General features: G+C 71.4%; 15 protein-coding genes and 1 tRNA gene. 8 read left to right on the forward strand and 8 right to left on the reverse strand.

Translation table 11 applies throughout. The features are described from left to right. Positions 1-1,020: GTPase (locus VF542_RS15790; protein WP_408652650.1), on the reverse strand; the 1,020-nt coding region annotated here is incomplete at its 3' end. Next, on the reverse strand, positions 1,017-2,825 hold the full coding sequence (locus tag VF542_RS15795) for a GTPase (RefSeq protein ID WP_408652651.1): 1,809 nt from the start codon (positions 2,823-2,825) through the stop codon (positions 1,017-1,019). The genes VF542_RS15790 and VF542_RS15795, both read right to left, overlap by 4 nt. A gap of 127 nt (positions 2,826-2,952) precedes the next feature. Between VF542_RS15795 and VF542_RS15800 the strand changes: the two genes are divergently transcribed. Next, positions 2,953-4,140 carry a saccharopine dehydrogenase family protein gene (locus VF542_RS15800; RefSeq protein WP_408652652.1) on the forward strand — a complete coding sequence of 396 codons (1,188 nt, stop codon included), beginning with the start codon at positions 2,953-2,955 and terminating at the stop codon, positions 4,138-4,140. 91 nt (positions 4,141-4,231) lie between these two features. Here the strand turns inward: VF542_RS15800 and VF542_RS15805 are convergent, their stop codons facing one another. Next, positions 4,232-4,744 (reverse strand): general stress protein, encoded by a 513-nt coding sequence (locus VF542_RS15805; RefSeq protein WP_408652653.1) that lies wholly within the window; start codon positions 4,742-4,744, stop codon positions 4,232-4,234. An 83-nt stretch (positions 4,745-4,827) separates the two neighbouring features. Further along, on the reverse strand, positions 4,828-6,453 hold the full coding sequence (locus VF542_RS15810; protein ID WP_408652654.1) for a dolichyl-phosphate-mannose--protein mannosyltransferase: 1,626 nt from the start codon (positions 6,451-6,453) through the stop codon (positions 4,828-4,830). Positions 6,454-6,491: 38 nt separating this feature from the next. Here VF542_RS15810 and rsmI point away from each other — a divergent pair, with 38 nt between their 5' ends. The 6 genes from rsmI to rsmA all read left to right on the forward strand — a co-directional run bounded on the left by rsmI (position 6,492) and on the right by rsmA (position 13,681). Continuing rightward, positions 6,492-7,376 carry a 16S rRNA (cytidine(1402)-2'-O)-methyltransferase gene (gene rsmI / locus VF542_RS15815; RefSeq protein ID WP_408652655.1) on the forward strand — a complete coding sequence of 295 codons (885 nt, stop codon included), beginning with the start codon at positions 6,492-6,494 and terminating at the stop codon, positions 7,374-7,376. Between the two features lie 159 nt (positions 7,377-7,535). Further along, positions 7,536-9,347 carry a methionine--tRNA ligase gene (gene metG, locus VF542_RS15820; protein WP_408652656.1) on the forward strand — a complete coding sequence of 604 codons (1,812 nt, stop codon included), beginning with the start codon at positions 7,536-7,538 and terminating at the stop codon, positions 9,345-9,347. A gap of 25 nt (positions 9,348-9,372) precedes the next feature. Continuing rightward, positions 9,373-10,221, forward strand: coding sequence for a TatD family hydrolase (locus VF542_RS15825; protein WP_408652657.1), 849 nt, complete (start codon positions 9,373-9,375; stop codon positions 10,219-10,221). A gap of 123 nt (positions 10,222-10,344) precedes the next feature. Next, positions 10,345-11,526, forward strand: a complete 1,182-nt coding sequence (locus tag VF542_RS15830) for a transglycosylase family protein (protein WP_408652658.1) — start codon at positions 10,345-10,347, stop codon at positions 11,524-11,526. 132 nt (positions 11,527-11,658) lie between these two features. Then, entirely contained in the window at positions 11,659-12,813 is a 1,155-nt protein-coding gene (locus VF542_RS15835; protein ID WP_408652659.1) for a ubiquitin-like domain-containing protein, read from the forward strand. 22 nt (positions 12,814-12,835) lie between these two features. After that, positions 12,836-13,681, forward strand: a complete 846-nt coding sequence (gene rsmA, locus VF542_RS15840) for a 16S rRNA (adenine(1518)-N(6)/adenine(1519)-N(6))-dimethyltransferase RsmA (protein ID WP_408652660.1) — start codon at positions 12,836-12,838, stop codon at positions 13,679-13,681. A gap of 109 nt (positions 13,682-13,790) precedes the next feature. Here the strand turns inward: rsmA and VF542_RS15845 are convergent, their stop codons facing one another. The 3 genes from VF542_RS15845 to VF542_RS15855 form a co-directional block, all read right to left on the reverse strand. Beyond that, complete coding sequence (locus VF542_RS15845) at positions 13,791-14,771, reverse strand: ribose-phosphate diphosphokinase (RefSeq protein WP_408652661.1); 981 nt, start codon at positions 14,769-14,771, stop codon at positions 13,791-13,793. Continuing rightward, on the reverse strand, positions 14,768-16,288 hold the full coding sequence (glmU, locus tag VF542_RS15850) for a bifunctional UDP-N-acetylglucosamine diphosphorylase/glucosamine-1-phosphate N-acetyltransferase GlmU (protein WP_408652662.1): 1,521 nt from the start codon (positions 16,286-16,288) through the stop codon (positions 14,768-14,770). Before glmU ends, VF542_RS15845 begins: the two co-directional genes overlap by 4 nt. A gap of 113 nt (positions 16,289-16,401) precedes the next feature. After that, a tRNA-Gln gene (locus tag VF542_RS15855) sits at positions 16,402-16,474 on the reverse strand. 193 nt (positions 16,475-16,667) lie between these two features. Here VF542_RS15855 and VF542_RS15860 point away from each other — a divergent pair. After that, positions 16,668-17,669 carry an acyl-CoA desaturase gene (locus VF542_RS15860; protein WP_408652663.1) on the forward strand — a complete coding sequence of 334 codons (1,002 nt, stop codon included), beginning with the start codon at positions 16,668-16,670 and terminating at the stop codon, positions 17,667-17,669. A gap of 120 nt (positions 17,670-17,789) precedes the next feature. Here VF542_RS15860 and kynU read toward each other — a convergent pair whose 3' ends face one another. Beyond that, on the reverse strand, positions 17,790-19,022 hold the full coding sequence (gene kynU / locus VF542_RS15865; RefSeq protein ID WP_408652664.1) for a kynureninase: 1,233 nt from the start codon (positions 19,020-19,022) through the stop codon (positions 17,790-17,792). Between the last annotated feature and the right edge of the window lie 10 nt (positions 19,023-19,032).

Consider the following 19,032-nt stretch of genomic DNA (forward strand, 5'->3'; position numbering starts at 1 on the left):
CCTGCGCAGCGGGTCCGGCCGCAGCCGGGCCAGCCACCGGGTCAGGGGCCAGCCGACACTGGCGAGCGCCCGCATCCGGTAGGAGCGGCCGGCGGCGTCTGCCACCGGTCCGGTGCCCGCGGCCACCGCGAGCGCGCGGACCAGGGTGTCCTCGCTGCGGGCGGTGTCGCGGCCGGCCTTGGCCGGCCCGGAGCCGCACAGCGGTTCCAGCGCGGTGACGGCATCGTCGGTGTCGGCGTGCAGCCGGGCCACCGCGGCCTGGCTGGTGCTGACCCGCTCGGCCAGCGCCGCTCGCAGCTGCGGCAGGCCGTCGCCACGGGTGGCTGAGGTGGCCAGCACCGGTACGCCGGTGAGTCCGTCGTCGGACAGCAGCCTGCTCAGATCCCGCCGGCAGGCGTCGAGGGCGTCCACGTCGAGCCGGTCGGCCTGGTTGAGCACCACCATCATCACCTCGTGGTGGGCGGCCAGCGGTCGTAGGTAGCGCTGGTGCACCGCGGCGTCGGCGTACTTCTGCGGATCGAGCACCCAGACCAGCAGGTCCACCACGCCGGTCATCCGCTCGGCCTCCAGCCGGTGAGCGGCGGCCGTCGAGTCGAAGTCGGGCAGGTCGACCAGCACCAGGCCGGCCAGTGGCGAGCCGTCCGGAGCGGCCGGAGCGGCGGCTGTCAGCAGGTGCCGGTCGCGGACCTCCAGCCAGTCCAGCAGGCTCGACACGTCGCTGCTGCCCGACGCCACCGGCCAGATCGCCGCGCGGGACCGGCTGGTGGTCGGCCGCCGGACGCCGGTCGGGGCCAGCACCTCGCCGGCGAGGGCGTTGAACAGGGTCGACTTGCCACTGCCGGTGCCGCCGGCCAGCGCCACCACGGTGCTCTCCGGGGACAGCCGGCGGCGGGCTGCCGCCCGGGCCAGCAAGGCCCGAGCCGGTGCCAGCAACTCCGGGTCGCACCGGCGCTCGCCCAGTTGCACCGCTCGGTCCAGCGCCTCCAGCCGGGCACCGAGTTCCGGAGTCCGGCGGCTCACGATTCAGCCCGCGCGGCGCCGACCGCGTGCACGGCGGCGCGGAACCGGCTGGTGGCACCCGGTGGCGGGGACCCCTGGGCCAGCAGCTCGTGGAACCGGTCGGCGTCGGCGGCCAGCAGCGCCTCGACCTGCTCCAGCAGTGCCTCCCGGGCGCGGGCGGCGAGCGAGCGCACGGCCTGGTCGCCGAAGATCGCCTCCAGCACCTTCTGGCTGAGCGCCGCGGTACCACCGGCGATCGCGATCTCGCCGCCGGTCAGGCCGCCGGTCTGGGCGAACAGCGCCACGATCAGCACCGAGCCGGCACCGTTGACGCCGTAGGAGGCCAGCTTGGCCAGTTGCCTGCGGTCACCGCCCTCGGCCCGGACCAGCTCCAGCACCTCGCCCTGCCAGGTCCGCACCGTCTGCTCGGCCCGGGCCGCGATGTCGGCATCGGCCCGCGCCAGGTCGGTGGAGCTGCCGGCCAGCAACGCGCGGCCGTCGGCGCGGGTCGACCAGGCGGCGGCTGCGGTGGCCGCGGCGCGCTCGGCGGCATCGCGCAGCAGGCCCTCGAGGCTGGACTCCAGAGCCTGCTCGACCGGAGCCGCGCCCGACGGCCGGCCCATCACCGCGGACACCACCCGGTCACGCACCCACCCGATCCGCGACTCCAGCGTGCGCATCAACTCCCCGGTGCCGACGAACTCCTGCCAGCGCGCCAGCACCTCGCCGCGCAGCAGCGTGCCGCCGGTGAGCTCGTGGGCGACGGTGGCCCGGGCCTGGTCGTAGGCGCCGTCCACCGCCTGGCCCAGCTCCCGGGCCGCCTGTTCCTGGGCGTCGACGGCCGAGGCCAGCGCGGCCCCGCGCACCTGCAGGCTGTTGACCGCGCCGGTCAGCGTGGCCCGGATGACCTCGGCCCGCGCCCCGGCGTCCGCGGCCAGCGCACCGATCCAGTTCCGGACCGGAGCCACCGCCGAGTCGGGCAGCCGGCCGTTCTGCAAGGGCGCCTCCGGCACGACCAGCAGCGGCGCGTCGGCCAGCCCCTCCCGGTTCAGCAACTGCCGCAGGTGGCCCTCGACCTCGCCGAGCGCCTCGGGCGGCACCCGGTCCAGCACCACCGCTAGCGCCGTGGCCCGCTCCCGCGCGACCCGCAGCAGGTCCCAGGGCACCGCGTCGGCGTACCGGGCGGCGGTGGTGACGAACAGCCAGAGGTCGGCGGCCGCCAGCAGCTGCACCGCGAGCTCGCGGTTGGTCTCGACGAAGGAGTCGACGTCCGGGGCGTCCAGCAGCGCCAGCCCGGGGGTCAGCGACGGGACGGCCACCAACCGCAGCGACCTGCCGGGCTGGTCACCGGCACTACCAGCCGAGTCCGGGCCGGTGGTGCGGGCCAGTCCGGGCAGGATCCGGTCACCGGCGAACCAGCCGGCGTCGTCGGGGTGAAAGACCAGCACCGGAGAGCGGGTGGTCGGCCGCAGCACCCCGGCCTGGCTCACCTCGTGGCCCACCAGGGCGTTGACCAGAGTCGATTTGCCCGCCCCGGTCGAGCCCCCGATCACCACCAGCAGCGGGGCATCCTGCTGCTCCAGCCGCGGGATCAGGTAGTCATCCAGCTGGGCCACCAGCTGATCACGTTGCACCCGGGCCTCGGCGGCACCGGGGGCCTGCAGGTTCAACGGGAGGTCGGCGGTCGCGCCGCGCAGTTCGCGCAAGGCCGCCAGCAGCGACGAGTGCGGCGGCCCCTTCTCCAGCCGCGTCATGTTCTCAGCGGCGGCAGGCGCCGGGGTCGGGTCACCCTTCCCACCCTGCCATGCGGCTGCGTATGCCGTCATCCTGGCACCGGCGAACTGCCGCGGCGGGCCGATGCCCCGGATCGCCTCCAGCCTCACCCCGCGCGTCTGGTTTCATCAGCGGGGGACTCGGGTAGCAGAGCTCGAGCCGCAGCGAAGGGACGCCAAGGTGTCTGACCGCAGCTACGACATCGTCCTGTTCGGTGCCACCGGGTTCACCGGCCGGCTGACCGCGGACTACCTGGCCCGGCATGCCCCGGCGGGCTGCCGGTGGGCGTTGGCCGGGCGCAACCAGGCCAAGCTCGAAGCTGTCCGGGCCGAACTCGCCACCATGGACAGCTCAGCCAGCGCAGCGCTGGCGCAGCTGCCGCTGCTCACCGCCGACGTGGGCGATCCGGCATCGCTGGCGGCGGTGGCCGGCAGCACCCGGGTGCTGATCAGCACGGTCGGTCCTTATCTGCGGTACGGCGAACCGCTGGTGGCCGCCTGCGCCGAGGCGGGCACCGACTACCTCGACCTGACCGGGGAGCCGGAATTCGTCGACCTGATGTACGCCCGCTACCACCAGCAGGCGGTGCGCTCGGGGGCCCGGCTGGTCCACTGCTGCGGCTTCGACTCGATCCCGCACGACCTGGGGGTCTTCTTCACGGTCGGGCTGCTGCCCGACGACGTCCCGATCACCGTCGACGGGGTGGTCCGTGCCGGCGGCCGGCCGTCCGCCGGCACCGTCCAGTCGACGATCACCGCCCTCTCGCGGGTACGGGGCTCGGCCGAGGCGGCGCGGGGCCGCCGCGCGCTGGAGCAGCGCCCGGAAGGCCGGCGGGCTCGGGCGGTTCCTACCCCGCCGCGGCGGGCGGATGGGCTGTGGTTGATCCCGCTGCCGACGATCGACCCGCAGGTGGTGGCCCGGTCGGCCCGGGCGCTGCCCCGCTACGGCCCGGACTTCACCTACCACCACTACGCCGGCGTCCGGAAGCTACCCGTCGCGCTGGGTGGCGCGGTCGGCCTGGCGGCTCTCATCGGGCTGGTCCAGCTGCCGCCGGCCCGGCGAATGTTGTCGAGCCGTTTCGAGTCGGGAACCGGTCCGTCGGCGCAGGAACGAGCACGCAGCTGGTTCACGGTGCGGTTCACGGCGACCGCCGGTAGCCGGCGGGTGGTGACCGAGGTGTCCGGCGGTGACCCGGGCTATGACGAGACGGCGAAGATGCTGGCCGAGTCGGCGCTGTGCGTCGCGTTCGACGACCTGCCGGCGGCCGCCGGGCAGCTCACCACCGCAGTGGCGATGGGCCAGCCGCTGATCGATCGGCTGACCCGCGCGGGACTGCAGTTCCGGGTGCTGGAGCAGCCGGGCCGCTAGCAGCGCAGCCCGGCCGCTGCCAGCCGGACCGCTGGCAGCGCAGCCCGCCTGCTAGCAGCGCAGCCGGACCGCTGGCAGCGCAGCCCGCCTGCTAGAAGGCCGTCAGCCCTCCCGGCATGGTGCTCAGCAGCTCACGGGCCCGCTCGGCGAACCGGTGCTCGACCAGCACCTCGTACTTCGTCGCGACCACCTGGCTGACCGAGGAGAAGTCCCGGGTGCCACCCCGGGTCACCGCGGTGAACCCGATCTGGCTCCAGATCAGGCCGAAGATCGCCCCGAAGATCGGGGTGCTGATCAGGAACCCGAGCTGGTTGCCGTCGCCGAAGATCGAGAACGCCAGGCCGACGAACAACCCCATCCACAGCCCGGACATGGCGCCGGCGGCCGCGACCTTGGCACGGGTGATCCGGCCGGTGACCCGCTCGACCGTCTTGAGCTCGGTACCGACGATCGCCATGTTCTGGACTTCGAACTCGTTGTCGGACAGGTAGTCCACGACCTTCTGGGCCTGCTCGTAGCTGTCATAGACCCCCAGTGACATCGGGTACTCCAGGTCGAGCCCGGGGCGCGGGATGTTCGGTGACACGTTCGATGACATAGCCATGCCTCAACTCTGCCATCGATCGGCCTGCTACGCCCGATCCTGCGGCGCCGACCCCGCGGCGCCGATCCGAGCAAGCCCGGCGGTCAGATCCAGCCGGGCAGCCACATCCTGAGCTGCCATTCGTGGTTGGTCAGCAGGCCGCCGGTGAAGATCGGCCACATCCAGACGAAGTCGGCCACCACCGCGCCGAGCCACAGCGCGACCGCCGCGAAACGCACCAGCCGCCCGGCCGGGATGGCGTGCAGCGCTATCCACTCGCGCAGCCCGACGGTCGCCACCCCGTCCTCGCCGTCGGGCCGCGGCTGGGGCAGCGGGCGGCGGCCGCGGGCGGGTTCGGACTCGTCCTCGGCGGCGCGGGACAGCATCGCGCCGACCGCGAAGGTCAGTCCGAGCACCAGGAACGGCATCAGCGGCGTCATGTAGAACAGGAAGCCGGTCCGCCGGGTGTTCTGCAGCCAGACGCCCCAGCCGGCCAGGAACGCCAGCCACACCGCGCCGGCCCGCCAGTCCCGGGTGGTGGCCCAGTGCCACAGGCACCAGATCAGCGCCGGGATGAAGGCCCAGTACATCAGGGGGGTGCCGATCAGCAGGATCTCCCGGCTGCAGCTGGTCGCCCCGCAGCCGGTCACGTTGGACGGCGCGTAGAACGAGGTCGGGCGTCCGAGCACCAGCCAGGACCACGGATTCGCCTTGTAGGCGTGCGGGTCGTAGAGGTGGCTGTGGAAGACGTAGGCCTGATGGTGGTAGTTCAGCAGGCTGCGCAGGCTGGAGGGCAGCAGGCTGAACAGCCCGGTGCCCGGATGGGTGTCACCCCAGTGCCGGTTCCAGGAGTTCTCGCCGACGAACCAGCCGATCCAGCTGAGCAGGTAGGCGGCCACCGGAGCCACCAGCAGCGAGCCCACCGCGGCCGGCACCGACCGCTTGAACGTTGCCAGCCAGGGTTGCTCCACGCCCGCGCTCTTGAGCGCCCCGCGATCCCACAGCACCGACAGCAGCGCGAAACCCAGCCAGTACGACAGCGCGCTCCACTTCACCGCCAGCGCCAGGCCGAGCAGCACGCCACCGGCCAGCCGCCAGGGCCGCGGGCCGAGTCGCGGCGCGCCGTAAGTCAGATCGACGCCGGCCGCGTACAGGCTGCCCAGCCGGCCCCGGACCTGGTCGCGATCGATCACCAGCGCCGCGAACCCGGCCAGCACGAACGTCTGCAGGAAGATGTCGAGCAGGGCCGTCCGCGACATCACCAGTGAGATCCCGTCCAGGGCCAGCAGGCAGCCGGCCAGCACCCCGAGGACGGTGGAGCGGAACATCCGCTGGGCGAGCCGGGTCAGGATCAGCACGCTGACCGTGCCGGCAATCGCCGGGGCCGCCCGCCAGCCGACCGCGTCGTTGCCGAACAGCCAGGACGTGAGCGCGATCAGCCACTTCCCCAGCGGCGGGTGCACGATGAACATGTAGCCGCGGTTGTCCTCGTAGCCGTAACGCAGCATCTCTTGCGCCTCGGTGGCGTAGTACACCTCGTCGAAGCTCTTGCCCTCGGGAAAGCCCAGTGCCCAGAACCGGGTACCGGCCGCGAGGGCGGTCACCAGCAGGGTCCACAGCCAGCTCTGCAGGGTGGAGGCCGGACGCCACACCGTCAGCACGGGTGGCACCGTCAGGGCCGGCTGATCCGGCACCTCCTGGGTGCGCCCGGCTTGCAGCGTCGCGGTCACCCGGTGATCGTAGGGTCTGTCGATATGGAATACCCGCGATGACCGACCTGCCGGCAGCCCCGGCGCCAGCAGAGCACCGCCCGGCCGGCCGGGTGGTGCTGGCCGGTGCGCCGCTGGGCCGGGCCAGCGACGCCTCGGTGGGGCTGGCCCAGGCGCTGGCCACCGCGCCGCTGATCGCGGCCGAGGACACCCGGCGGTTGCACCGGTTGGCAGCTGACCTCGGGGTGGCCATCTCCGGACGGGTGCTGTCCTTCTTCGAAGGCAACGAGCAGACCCGGGTGCCGCAGTTGATCAGCGCCCTGCGCGACGGCCTGGACGTCCTGGTGGTGACCGACGCGGGCATGCCGTCGGTGTCTGACCCCGGGTACCGGCTGGTGGCCGCGGCGGTCCAGGCCGGCCTGCTGGTGACCGCGCTGCCGGGGCCCTCGGCCGTCACCACGGCCCTCGCGGTGTCGGGGCTGCCGGTCGACCGGTTCTGCTTCGAGGGGTTCCTGCCGCGCAAGGGCGGCAGCCGGCGGCGGTTGCTGGCCGAGCTGTCCGGTGAGCGCCGGACCATGGTGTTCTTCGAGTCGCCGCACCGGATCGCCGAGTCGCTGGCCGACCTCGCCGAGGCCCTCGGTACCGGCCGCCCGGCCGCGGTCTGCCGGGAACTGACCAAGACCTACGAGCAGGTGGTCCGCGGCTCGCTCGCCGAACTCCGCGAATGGGCGGCCGGTGACGTCCGGGGGGAGATCACCCTGGTGGTCGCCGGCCTGCCGGCCGGGCCCGCGCAGGTGGCCCCGACCGAACTGGCTGCCGCCGTCAGCGCCCTCGAGCAGGCCGGCCAGAGCCGCAAGGAGGCGATCGCGGAGGTGGCCGCGGCGGCGGGGGTGGCGAAGCGGCTGGTGTTCGACGCGGTGGTGTCGGCCAAGCGGCACGACTGAGACCGTAACGGGCCGAATTATGCGTTGAGGCCCGTCACTAGGCTGATGAGCATGAGTGAGCATCGCAAGCGAGGAACGAGCGCGGAGCGGAGCGATTAGAAGGTTATGAGTGAGCATCGCAAGCGAGGAACGAGCGCGGAGCGGAGCGATTAGACAAGCATGAGTGAGCCCGTCAATATCCTCACCGCGGTGGCGTGGCCCTACGCCAACGGCCCGCGGCACATCGGCCACGTCGCCGGCTTCGGCGTCCCCTCCGACGTCTTCAGCCGCTACCACCGGATGGCCGGCAACAACGTCCTGATGGTCTCGGGTACCGACGAGCACGGCACTCCGATCCAGGTCCAGGCCGAGCGCGAAGGGGTCTCACCGCGCGAGCTCGCCGACCGCAACAGCCTGGTGATCGCCAAGGACCTGCAACAGCTGGGCCTGTCCTATGACCTGTTCACCCGCACCACCACCAGGAATCACTACGCGGTGACCCAGGCCCTGTTCCTCGGGCTGCTCGACAACGGCTACATCTTCGCCCGCACCGACCTCGGGGCGATCAGCCCGTCCACCGGCCGGACCCTGCCCGACCGCTACATCGAGGGCACCTGCCCGATCTGCGGCTACCCCAGCGCGCGCGGGGACCAGTGCGACAACTGCGGCAACCAGCTGGACCCGGCGGACCTGATCAATCCCCGGTCCAGGATCAACGGCGAGACGCCGAAGTTCGTCGACACCGAGCAGTTCTTCCTCGACCTGCCGGCCTTCGCCGACGTCATCTCGCAGTGGCTGCGCGGCCAGTCGCACTGGCGGCCGAACGTGCAGAAGTTCGCGCTGAACCTGCTGGACGACCTCAAGCCACGCGCGATCACCCGCGACCTGGACTGGGGCATTCCGGTGCCGCTGGACGGCTGGCGCGATCGCGAGGACAAGCGGATCTACGTCTGGTTCGACGCGGTCATCGGCTACCTGTCGGCCTCGATCGAGTGGGCGGCCCGCTCCGGCGATCCGGAAGCGTGGCGAGCCTGGTGGCAGGACACCGGGGACGGCGATGCCGCGCGGCAGTACTACTTCATGGGCAAGGACAACATCGTCTTCCACGCCGAGATCTGGCCGGCGATGCTGTTCGGCTATTCCGGGATCGGCTCCAAGGGCGGCAAGCCCGGTGATCTCGGGGCGTTGAACCGGCCCTTCGACGTGGTGTCCTCGGAATTCCTCACCATGGAGGGCAAGAAGTTCTCCTCCTCACGCAACGTCGTCATCTACGTCGGCGACATGCTGTCGCGTTACGACGCCGACGCGCTGCGCTATTACCTGACCAGCGCCGGCCCGGAGAGCCAGGACACCGACTTCACCTGGGCCGAGTTCGTCCGGCGCAACAACGACGAGCTGGTGGCCGGCTGGGGCAACCTGGTCAACCGGACGATCTCGATGACGGCCAAGAACCTCGGCTCGATCCCGGCCGCGGGGGAACTCACCGAGGCCGACCGGACCCTGCTGGCGTCCTCGTCCGCCGCCTTCGGCACGGTCGGCGAGCTGATCGAGCGGAACCGGCAGAAGGCCGCGCTGGGCGAGGTGATGAAGCTGGTCGGCGAGGCGAACAAGTACCTGTCCGACACCGCGCCGTGGAAGCTGAAGAACGCCGATCCGGACCGGATGGCCTCGGTGCTGCACACCACGCTGCAGGTGGTGGACGACGTCAAGACCCTGATCACGCCGTTCCTGCCGACCACGTCACAGAAGGTGCACGAGGCTCTCGGCGGCACCGGCAGCTGGGCCGCGATGCCCGACCTGGTGCAGGTGGACGAGCCGACCGCGGCGGGGTCGCCGTCGTACTCGGTGCTGACCGGCGATTACCGGACCGAGGCCCGCTGGGCCTCGCGGCCGATCGAGGTGGGGCGCCCGCTGGCGGCCCCGACCCCGATCATCGCCAAGCTCGACCCCTCGGTGGTGGACGAGGAACTGGACCGGCTCGCCGAGTCATGACCGGTTCCTCCACCGGGGCCGACTGGTGAGCGCGGGCAAGGAGCAGCCGCCACCGGCTCCGCAGCCACTGGCCGGCACGGTGTTCGACGCGCACTGCCACCTCGATGCGATGTCGGCACGCGCGGGCCGCTCGTCCCGCGGCGAGCCGGCGGGGGAGCGGTTCACGGCCACCGTGCTGGCCGAGGCGGCCGCGGTCGGCGTCACCCGGCTGGTGAACGTCGGCTGCGAGGTGGCTGAGTGGGCCTCGGCGCTGGATTCCACGGCCCATCCCGACGTGTACGCGGCCTTGGCGGTCCATCCGACCGAGGTGGCGGGGCTGACCGAGGCGCACTACCGCGACCTCGGCGAGCTGCTGCGCCATCCCAAGGTGGTGGCGGTCGGCGAGACCGGCCTGGACTACTACTGGGACCGGACCGAGCCCGCCGACCAGCAACGGCATTTCCGCCGGCACATCGAGCTGTCCAAGCAGGTGGGCAAGCCGTTGATGATCCACGACCGGCAGGCGCACGCCGACGTACTGCGGATCCTGCGCGAGGAGGGGCCGCCGCCGGCCGGCGTGATCTTCCATGCCTTCTCCGGCGACGCCGAGATGGCCCGGGAGTGCGTGGCCGCCGGTTACATCCTGTCGTTCTCCGGCGTACTGACCTTCGCCAACGCGCCGGCGCTGCGCGAAGCCGCCGCCGTGACCCCGCTGGAGCAGCTGCTGGTGGAGACCGATGCGCCGTTCCTGACCCCGCACCCCTACCGCGGGCGGCCGAACGCCCCATACCTCATTCCGCACCTTGTGCGCAGGTTGTCGGCAGAGAAAAACGTCGCTGAATCAGTGGTGTGCGCCACTGTCTCCGCCACTGGGCAGCAACTTTTTGGTTGGTAACGACCGATTTAGCGGTTAGATTCCAACACCGAATTTGCACGTAGCTTCCCGCGGCCGTTACGGTGCTGTGACCGAGCAGAACGCGACAGGCCAGATTCGGCCTCACACGATCAAGGGGTTTTCTTGCGTCGCAGCGTGAAGTACGGCCTGTACGGGTTCGTAGTAGCCGGGGTTCTGGGGGGCACTGCCACCTGGGCTGTTGCCCCGGCCGCCAGCAAGACCATCGACCTGAAGATCGACGGTCGGCACCAGCAGCTTTCCACCACCGCGAAAACCGTCCACGACGCCCTGGCCGCGGCCGGCGTCTCGGTCGACAGCCACGACCTGGTGGCTCCCGACCCCGGTTCCTCGATCGATAACGGCAGCACCATCGTCGTGCGGCGTGGCCATCTCCTGCACCTCACGGTGAACGGCAAGGTCTCCGACGTCTGGGTCAACGCCGACTCCGTCGACGAGGCCCTCACCCAGCTCGGTTACAACTCCGACGCGCTGGTCTCGGTGTCCCGGTCGATGCGGCTGGACACCCTCACCCGCGGCGCCACCACCAACCTGTCGATCGCCTCGCCCAAGCGAGTGGTCATCCAGGTCGACCGCAGGACACTGACGGTGACCAGCGCGGCCCGGACCGTCGGCGACGCCCTGGGCCACGCGATGGTCTTCGTGGGCCCGTCCGACCGGTTGTCGGCGCCGCCTGCCAGCCTGGTGCGCGACAACCAGGTGATCAAGGTGCAGCGGGTTCGCTACGCATCCAGCGTCGCCTCGGTCCGGGTCGGTTTCCACAAGATCACCCGGTCCGACCCCAACAGCTACGTCGGGCAGAGCCAGCTGGTCAGCAAAGGCAAGCCGGGGCTCAAGCGGGTCACCTACCGGCTGACCTACCTCGACGGCAAGCTGGCCGGCAAGGTGCCGGTGCGCACCAAGGTGGTGTCCGCGCCGGTTGACCAGGTCACCCGGGTCGGCACCAAGCAGCGACCGGTGATCAGGACGCCGCAGCCCGCTCCGGTGATCCGCCAGCCGGTGCCGTCAACTCGACCCAAGAGCCCGGCTCCGCCCCCGCCGACGTCCAACGGCCTGAACTGGGACGCCGTCGCGGCCTGCGAGTCCGGTGGGAACTGGCACATCAACACCGGCAACGGCTTCTACGGCGGCCTGCAGTTCGATTCGGGCACCTGGTTGTCCAACGGCGGCGGGGCCTACGCCCCGCGGGCCGATCTGGCCACTCGGGAGCAGCAGATCGCGATCGCGACCAGGCTGTACAACGCCCGCGGTGCCAGCCCGTGGCCCGTCTGCGGGCAGCGTCTCTAATTTCCCTCTATCGGCGAGCCGCGTCAGCAGTAGCCCTACGCCCATGAGGCGGAACACGGCCGGCCTGTCGCGCTCCATCCATACCGCCAGCGCGCCGCGCGCTGCCGGTGACACCTTTTAGGAGTTCTTGTTTTGCATCGCAACGCCAAGCTCGGCCTGTACGGCCTCGTCCTCGCCGGTCTGCTGGGCGGTACCGCCAGCTGGGCCACCGAGAATGGCAAGACCGTCAACCTCCGGGTGGACGGACAGAACCGCCAGGTGCACACCTCGGCTGCGGACGTCCGGGGGGTGCTGTCGGCCGCGCACATCGCGGTCGGCGAGCACGACCTGATCGCGCCCGAACTCGGCTCGAAGGTGGCCGACGGCGCCGCCATCGTGGTCCGCCGGGGTCACCTGCTGCACCTGATGGTCAACGGCGCCGCGCGCGACGTCTGGGTGAACGCCGAGTCGGTCGACGAGGCGCTCAACCAGCTCGGCTACGGCAACCAGAACCTGGTGTCGGTGTCGCGGTCCAAGCGGCTGGAAGCCGGCGCCCTGAGCCTGTCGGTCACGTCGCCGAAGCTGGTCACCTTCAGGGTGGACGGCAAGTCGCTGCCGGTGCTGAGCTTCGGCCCGACGCTGCGTGAGGCATTGCAGCAGTCGCACATCCGGCTCGGTGCGCAGGACCTGATCTCGCCGAAGATCACCACCGCGGTGGCGGACCGGCAGGTCGTGACCATCCACCGGGTGGTCCTGAAGTACAGCACCGTTGCGCAGCAGGTGCCGTTCGGCAGCGTCCGGCAGAAGGATTCCTCACGCACGGTCGGCAGCAGCGCGCTGGTGACCGCGGGGCGCAACGGCGTCAACCGGGTGACCTACCAGCTGCGCTACGTCGACGGCAAGCTGGTGAGCAAGGTCCGTTACAGCAGCAAGGCTCTGAAGCGGCCGGTGACCCAGGTGACCAAGGTCGGCACCAAGCCCAAGCCGGTCTACAGCGGCCCGGTGTCCTCCGGCAGCGCGCAGCAGATCGCGGCCGGCATGGTCTCGGCCCGGGGCTGGAGCAGCGACCAGTTCTCCTGCCTGGTGAGCCTGTGGAACAAGGAGAGCGGCTGGCGCACCAACGCCTACAACCCCTCCGGCGCCTACGGCATCCCGCAGGCACTGCCGGGCAGCAAGATGGCCTCGGCCGGCAGTGACTGGCAGACCAGTGCGCGGACCCAGATCAGCTGGGGCCTGGGCTACATCGCCAGCGTGTACGGCTCCCCGTGCAGCGCGTGGGCGCACTCGCAGGCCACCAACTGGTACTGAGCCTTCTGACACACTGCCGGGTGTGAGCGAGCTGCTGGGCCCGGTCCAGATCCGAGAACTGGCCGAGCGTCTGGGGATACGTCCCACCAAGACGCTTGGCCAGAACTTTGTGCACGACCCGAACACCATCCGGCGGATCGTCCGGGCTGCCGAGCTCAGTCCGGACGAGGCCGTGCTGGAGGTCGGACCGGGGCTCGGATCGCTCAGCCTGGGGCTGCTGGCCGCCGCGGCCCAGCTGACCGCCGTGGAGATCGACCCGCGACTGGCCGCCGAGCTGCCGGCCACCGTGCAGCGCTTCGCCCCGGAGCTGTCCGGCCGGTTGCGGGTCATCGAGGCCGACGCCCTGAACGTCACGGCGCTAGAAGACCCGCAGCCCACCGCGCTGGTGGCCAACCTGCCCTACAACGTCGCGGTGCCGGTGCTGCTCACCCTGCTGGCGGCGCTGCCCACGATCAGGCACGGCCTGGTGCTGGTGCAGCTGGAGGTGGCCGACCGGCTCGCCGCCGCGCCGGGCTCGAAGGCCTACGGCGTGCCGAGCGCCAAGCTGGCCTGGTACGGCCCGGCCACCCGGGTGGGCGTGGTGCCGCGCTCGGTGTTCTGGCCGGTCCCCAACGTCGAGTCGGGGCTGGTCCGGTTCAGCCGGGGCGCGCCACCACCGGGCAACGCCAGCCGGGACGAGGTGTTCGCGGTGATCGACGCCGCCTTCGCCCAGCGGCGCAAGATGCTGCGCTCCGCGCTGGCCGGCTGGGCGGCCTCTGCCGCGGCGGCCGAGGCATTGCTGATCAAGGCCGGTGTGGACCCGACGGCGCGCGGCGAGACGCTGCCGGTAGCAGCCTTCGCCCGGATCGCCGAAGCCCGGTTGGCCTAAGCCCGGTTGGCCTAGCAGTAAGCCGCCCAGCTGCGGCCGTCGGGCGGAAAGCCCGGCTGGCTTAGCAGCCAGCCGCCCTAGCTGCGGCCCGCCCTAGCTGCGGCCCGCCCTAGCTGCGGCCGTCGAACAGGCTGGTGACCGAGCCGTCCAGGAAGACTTCCTTGATGGCGCGCGCGATCATGTTCGCGATCGAGATGACGGTCAGCTTGTCGAAGCGCTGTTCCGGTCGCAGCGGCAGCGTGTTGGTGATGATCACCTCGCGGACCCGGCTGTTCTTCAGCCGGTCGGCGGCCGGCTCGGAGAAGATCCCGTGGGTGGCGGCGATGATGACGTCGGCGGCGCCGGCCTCGTAGAGCAGGTCGGCGGCCTTCACCACGCTGCTGCCGGTGTCGATCATGTCGTCGGCCAGGATGCACAGCCGTCCCACCACGTCACCGACCACCCGGTTGGCGATCACGGCATTGGCCACGTTGGGATCGCGGGTCTTGTGGATGAACGCGATCGGCACGCCGCCGAGCCGGTCGGCCCACTGCTCGGCGGCGCGCACCCGGCCGGTGTCCGGGGAGACCACCGTGACCTCCTCGCCGGCGTAGGTGTCGGAGACGTACTTGGCCAGCAGCGGCAGTGCGAACAGGTGGTCCACCGGACCGTTGAAGAAACCCTGGATCTGAGCGGTGTGAAGGTCGATCGACATGATCCGGTTGGCGCCGGCGGTCTTGAGCAGGTCGGCGACCAGCCGGGCCGAGATCGGCTCGCGGCCCCGGTGCTTCTTGTCCTGCCGGGAGTAGGGATAGAACGGCGCGACCACGGTGATCCGCTTGGCCGACGCTCGCTTGAGGGCGTCGACCAGGAGCAGGGTCTCCATCAGCCAGTGGTTGATCGGCGTGGTGTGCGACTGGATGACGAAGGCGTCCGAGCCGCGTACCGATTCCTCCGGCCGGACGAAGATCTCGCCGTTGGCGAAGTCCCGGGCGGTCATCGGCGTGACGTGAATGCCGAGGTGACCGGCGATCTCGTCCGCGAGCTCGGGAAACGCCCGGCCGGAGAGCAGCGTCATGCTCTTGCGGTTGGGTACCTCGAGATTGCTCATGCCTTGCCGCTCCCCGTCGTGCTGCTCGGGCTGTCCTGGTCCGGTGCCGGTGTGCCGTCGATGGCCGCCTCGGCCGCCGCCGCCGAGCTGGTGCCGGCCCGGCGCCGCAGGACCCAGCCTGCCACGTTGCGTTGCGGGGTCCGGCTCACCCCCAGCGCGCCCGGTGGCACGTCGGAGGTGATCACCGAGCCGGCCGCGGTGTAGGCGCCGTCGCCGACGGTGACCGGTGCGACGAACATGTTGTCGGCCCCGGTCCGGGCATGGTCGCCGACCGTGGAGCGGTGCTTGTGCACGCCGTCGTAGTTGACGAAGACCGAGGCGGCCCCGATGTTGGTGTGCGCCCCGATGGTGGCGTCGCCCACGTAGCTCAGGTGCGGCACCTTGCTGGCGGTACCGATGTCGGATGCCTTGATCTCGACGTAGGTGCCGATGTGCACCTGGTCGGCCAGTTCGGTGCCCGGCCTGAGGTAGGCGAACGGGCCGACCGTGACACCGGCGCCGATGCTGGCCTGGTTGGCCACCGTCCGGGTCAGCACGCTGCCGGCGCCCACCACGGTGTCGGTCAGGGTGCTGTCCGGCCCGATCGTCGCACCGGCCTCGACCCCGGTCCGGCCGTGCAGTTGGACGTTCGGCTTCAGCGTGACGTCGGGCGCCAGGGTTACCTCGGCGTCGACCCAGCAGGTCGCCGGGTCGATCACCCGGACGCCGGCGCGCATGTGCCGCTCCAGCAGCCGCTGGTTGTAGCTGCGGTGCGCCGCGGCCAGCTGCACCCGGTCGTTGACGCCGGCGGTCTCCTCGGCCGGCGCGGTGCGGGCCCGGACGTCGCGCTGCTCGGCGACGAAGATGCTGATGACCTCGGGCAGGTACTCCTCGCCCTGGGCATTGTCGGTGCTCAGCCGGCTGATCGCATCGTGCAGCGGGCCGGCGTCGAAGGCGTACACGCCGGCCGACACCTCGGTCACGGCCAGCTCGTCCGGGCTGCCGTCCTTCTGCTCCACCACCCGCAGCACGGCGCCGGCCCGGTCCGGGTCATCGGACCGGATCACCCGGCCGTAGCCGGTGGGATCGGACAGCTCGCTGGTCAGCATGGTGGCAGCGGCGCCGGTGGCGGTGTGCTCGTCCAGCAGGGCGGTCAGGGTGGCCGGTGACAGCAGCGGCGCGTCGCCGGGCAGCACCAGCACCGTGCCGGTGACCGGCCGGTCGGTGGCGAGCCGCTGCAGCGCCATCCGGACGGCGTGCCCGGTGCCGTTCTGCTGGTCCTGCACCACCGGCACCGCGGCCGGGGCGATCTCGGCCAGGTGAGCGGCGACCTCGTCGCGGCGGTGGCCGATCACCACGGCGGTCCGCTCGGCCGCCAGGCCCGCGGTGGCCGCGAGCGCGTGACCGAGCAGTGACCGGCCGGCGAAGGAGTGCAGCACCTTCGGCAGTGCCACCGATTTCATCCTGCTGCCCTCACCGGCGGCAAGCACGATGATGGTGAGGGACGGGCGCGTGATCGAGGTGTCAGGGACGGTCACGTGCGCGAGCCTAGCCGAACGCAGCCGGCGTTCCGGCCCCGACGGCGGGTACGCCGGGCAGTGCTTCGCGGCTACGTTCTGCGGCTGTTCTGCGGCTTGATCGGCCACCTTTGCTGGGAGACTGGGATTCGAACCCAGACTGCACGGCTCCAAAGGCCGGCGGGCTGCCGATTACCCCATCTCCCACTGCGCACCTGCCGACCCGCGGCGGCGCTCGACCGGGACAGCTTACCGCCGGCGGGCTGGCGCTGCGGGTCCTCCCAGGTTACGGTAGCGTAGGTTACGCTCGCGTAACTGCGGCACGGCTAACGTGCCTGACCACGACACACTGCCGCGCCGAACCCGCCGCGCCGGCGCTCACACTTGCAGGAGCCAGCTCATGACCATGCTCGAGGACACCCCCAGCGCCGCGGACGCGACCCCTCTGCACGACGGGCAGCCGGTGGCCAAGCCGATGACCTCCGGTCGCAAGAACAGCGGCGAGCAGACAGCGCTGTACGTGGTCGTGATCGTGCCGTTCCTGGCGCTGCTGGCCGCCATCCCGTTCGCCTGGGGCTGGGGGATCGGCTGGACCGACGTCCTGCTCTCGGTCGCGTTCTACGTGGTGTCCGCCCTCGGCATCACGGTCGGCTTCCACCGTTACTTCACCCACGGCGCATTCAAGGCCAACCGCGGGCTCAAGATCGCCTTGGCGGTGGCCGGCTCGCTGGCCATCGAGGGCCCGGTGATCCGCTGGGTCGCCGACCACCGGCGCCACCACGCCTTCTCCGACCGCGAGGGCGACCCGCACTCACCGTGGCGGTTCGGAGACTCGTTCAACGGCCTGATGAAGGGCTTCTGGTTCGCCCACCTGGGCTGGATGTTCGACTCCGAGCGCACCAACCAGGACAAGTACGCCCCGGACCTGCTCGCCGACCGCGATCTGGTCCGGATCGACAAGCAGTTCCCGTCCTGGGTCGCCTTCACCATGCTGGCCCCGGCGGTGCTCGGCGGCCTGATCAGCTGGTCGTGGGCCGGCGCGCTGACCGCCTTCTTCTGGGCGTCGCTGGTCCGGCTGTGCCTGCTGCACCACGTGACCTGGTCGATCAACTCGGTCTGTCACATGATCGGCGAGCGGCCCTACGCCTCCCGCGACCGGTCCGCCAACTTCTGGCCGCTGGCGATCCTGAGCATGGGGGAGTCCTGGCACAACAGCCACCACGCCGACCCGACCTGCGCCCGGCACGGTGTCGACCGCGGCCAGCTCGACATCTCGGCCAGGACCATCTGGCTGCTGGAGAAGCTCGGCTGGGCCACCGACGTCCGCTGGCCCAAGCGGGAGCGGTTCGACAAGCTCGCCGCCCGCAAGGCTGCCGAGCGCACCGAGCACGCCGCCGCCTGACTTACCGGCCCGGCGTGCCCCAGCCATGATCGTTGGCCGCCGTGCGGGCCTGCCATCGGCGAGTCACCCTGCTGGGCGGCCAACGATCGGATCCGGCCTGCCAGAAGCGGTCAATTCGGCTCAGGTGACTGCGGCTCGCTGGGCGAACCGGGGCTCGCGGTAACTGCCGTCGGCCAGGATCTCGGCCAGCGTGACCATGCCCCGGTGCACGTCGGCGTAACTCAGGTACATCGGCGGAAAGCCGAGGCGGAGCAGGTCGGGCGCCCGGAAGTCGCCGATGACGCCGCGCTCGATCAGGGCCTGGCAGACCTGGTAGGCATCGGGCATCCGCAGCGAGACCTGCGAACCGCGCAGCTCCGGCCGGCGCGGGGTCACCACCTCGACCCCGAAGCGGTCCAGGCGCTGGTCGGCGAAGTCGATCACCTGCTGGGTCAGCGCCAGCGACTTGGCCCGCAGCCGGTCGATGCCCACCCCGTCGAAGGCGGACAGCGCGGCCTGCAGGGCAGCCATCGACAGCAGCGTCGGGGTGCCGATCCTGGCCCGCTCGATCGAGTCGGCCGGAACGTAGCTGCCGTTGAGACCGAACGGCTCGCGGTGGCCGTTCCAGCCGGTCAGCGGCAGCTCGACCTGCTGCTGGTGCCGCTGGGCGATGTAGAGGAAGGCCGGCGAGCCGGGGCCGCCGTTGAGGTACTTGTAGGTGCAGCCGACGGCCAGGTCCGCGCCGATCTGATCCAGGGCGACCGGCACCGCCCCCACCGCGTGGCACAGGTCCCAGACCATCACCGCGCCGGCGGCCTGCACCGCCCGGGTCAGCCCGGCGGCGTCGAAGAGTTCGCCGGTGCGGTAGTCCACCAGCGAGAACGACACCGCGGCCACCCGCTCGTCGTGCTGGCCGAGGTGCAGCGCCAGCTCGGACGGGTGCAGCCGGACCACCTGCAGGCCGAGCAGCCGGCCCACCGAGTCGGCCAGGTACTGGTCGGTGGGGAAGTTCGACCCGTCGGTCAGCAGCACCGAGCGCCCGGGCCGCAGCCGGCAGGCCGCCACCAGCGCCTGGAAGAGCTGCACCGAGGTGGAGTCGCCGCAGATCACCTGTCCCTCGGCGGCACCCATCAGGCCGGCCAGCTGGTCGCCCACCCGGCGGGGCAGGCCCCACCAGTCGTGCACGTTCCAGGACGTGATCAGATCCTGGCCCCACTGCCGCCGCACCAGCTCCTGGATCGCCGGCAGCACCGCCCGGGGCAGCGGCCCGAGGGAGTTGCCGTCCAGGTACACCGTGCCGTCCGGAAGCTCGAACCGGTCGCGGACGAAGGCCAGCTCGTCCTGCGCGTCGGCCAGCCGGGCCGCTGCCAGCAACGGATCCTCG

This window comes from Jatrophihabitans sp., assembly GCF_036389215.1.
Taxonomy (GTDB): domain Bacteria; phylum Actinomycetota; class Actinomycetes; order Mycobacteriales; family Jatrophihabitantaceae; genus Jatrophihabitans_A.

What these genes read in the sequence shown, in the direction of transcription:
- VF542_RS15795 (WP_408652651.1), bottom strand. Translation starts at nt 2,825, where the DNA reads ATGACGGCATACGCAGCCGCATGGCAGGGTGGGAAGGGTGACCCGACC.
- VF542_RS15805 (WP_408652653.1), bottom strand. Translation starts at nt 4,744, where the DNA reads ATGGCTATGTCATCGAACGTGTCACCGAACATCCCGCGCCCCGGGCTC.
- rsmI (WP_408652655.1), top strand. Translation starts at nt 6,492, where the DNA reads ATGACCGACCTGCCGGCAGCCCCGGCGCCAGCAGAGCACCGCCCGGCC.
- metG (WP_408652656.1), top strand. Translation starts at nt 7,536, where the DNA reads ATGAGTGAGCCCGTCAATATCCTCACCGCGGTGGCGTGGCCCTACGCC.
- VF542_RS15845 (WP_408652661.1), bottom strand. Translation starts at nt 14,771, where the DNA reads ATGAGCAATCTCGAGGTACCCAACCGCAAGAGCATGACGCTGCTCTCC.
- VF542_RS15860 (WP_408652663.1), top strand. Translation starts at nt 16,668, where the DNA reads ATGACCATGCTCGAGGACACCCCCAGCGCCGCGGACGCGACCCCTCTG.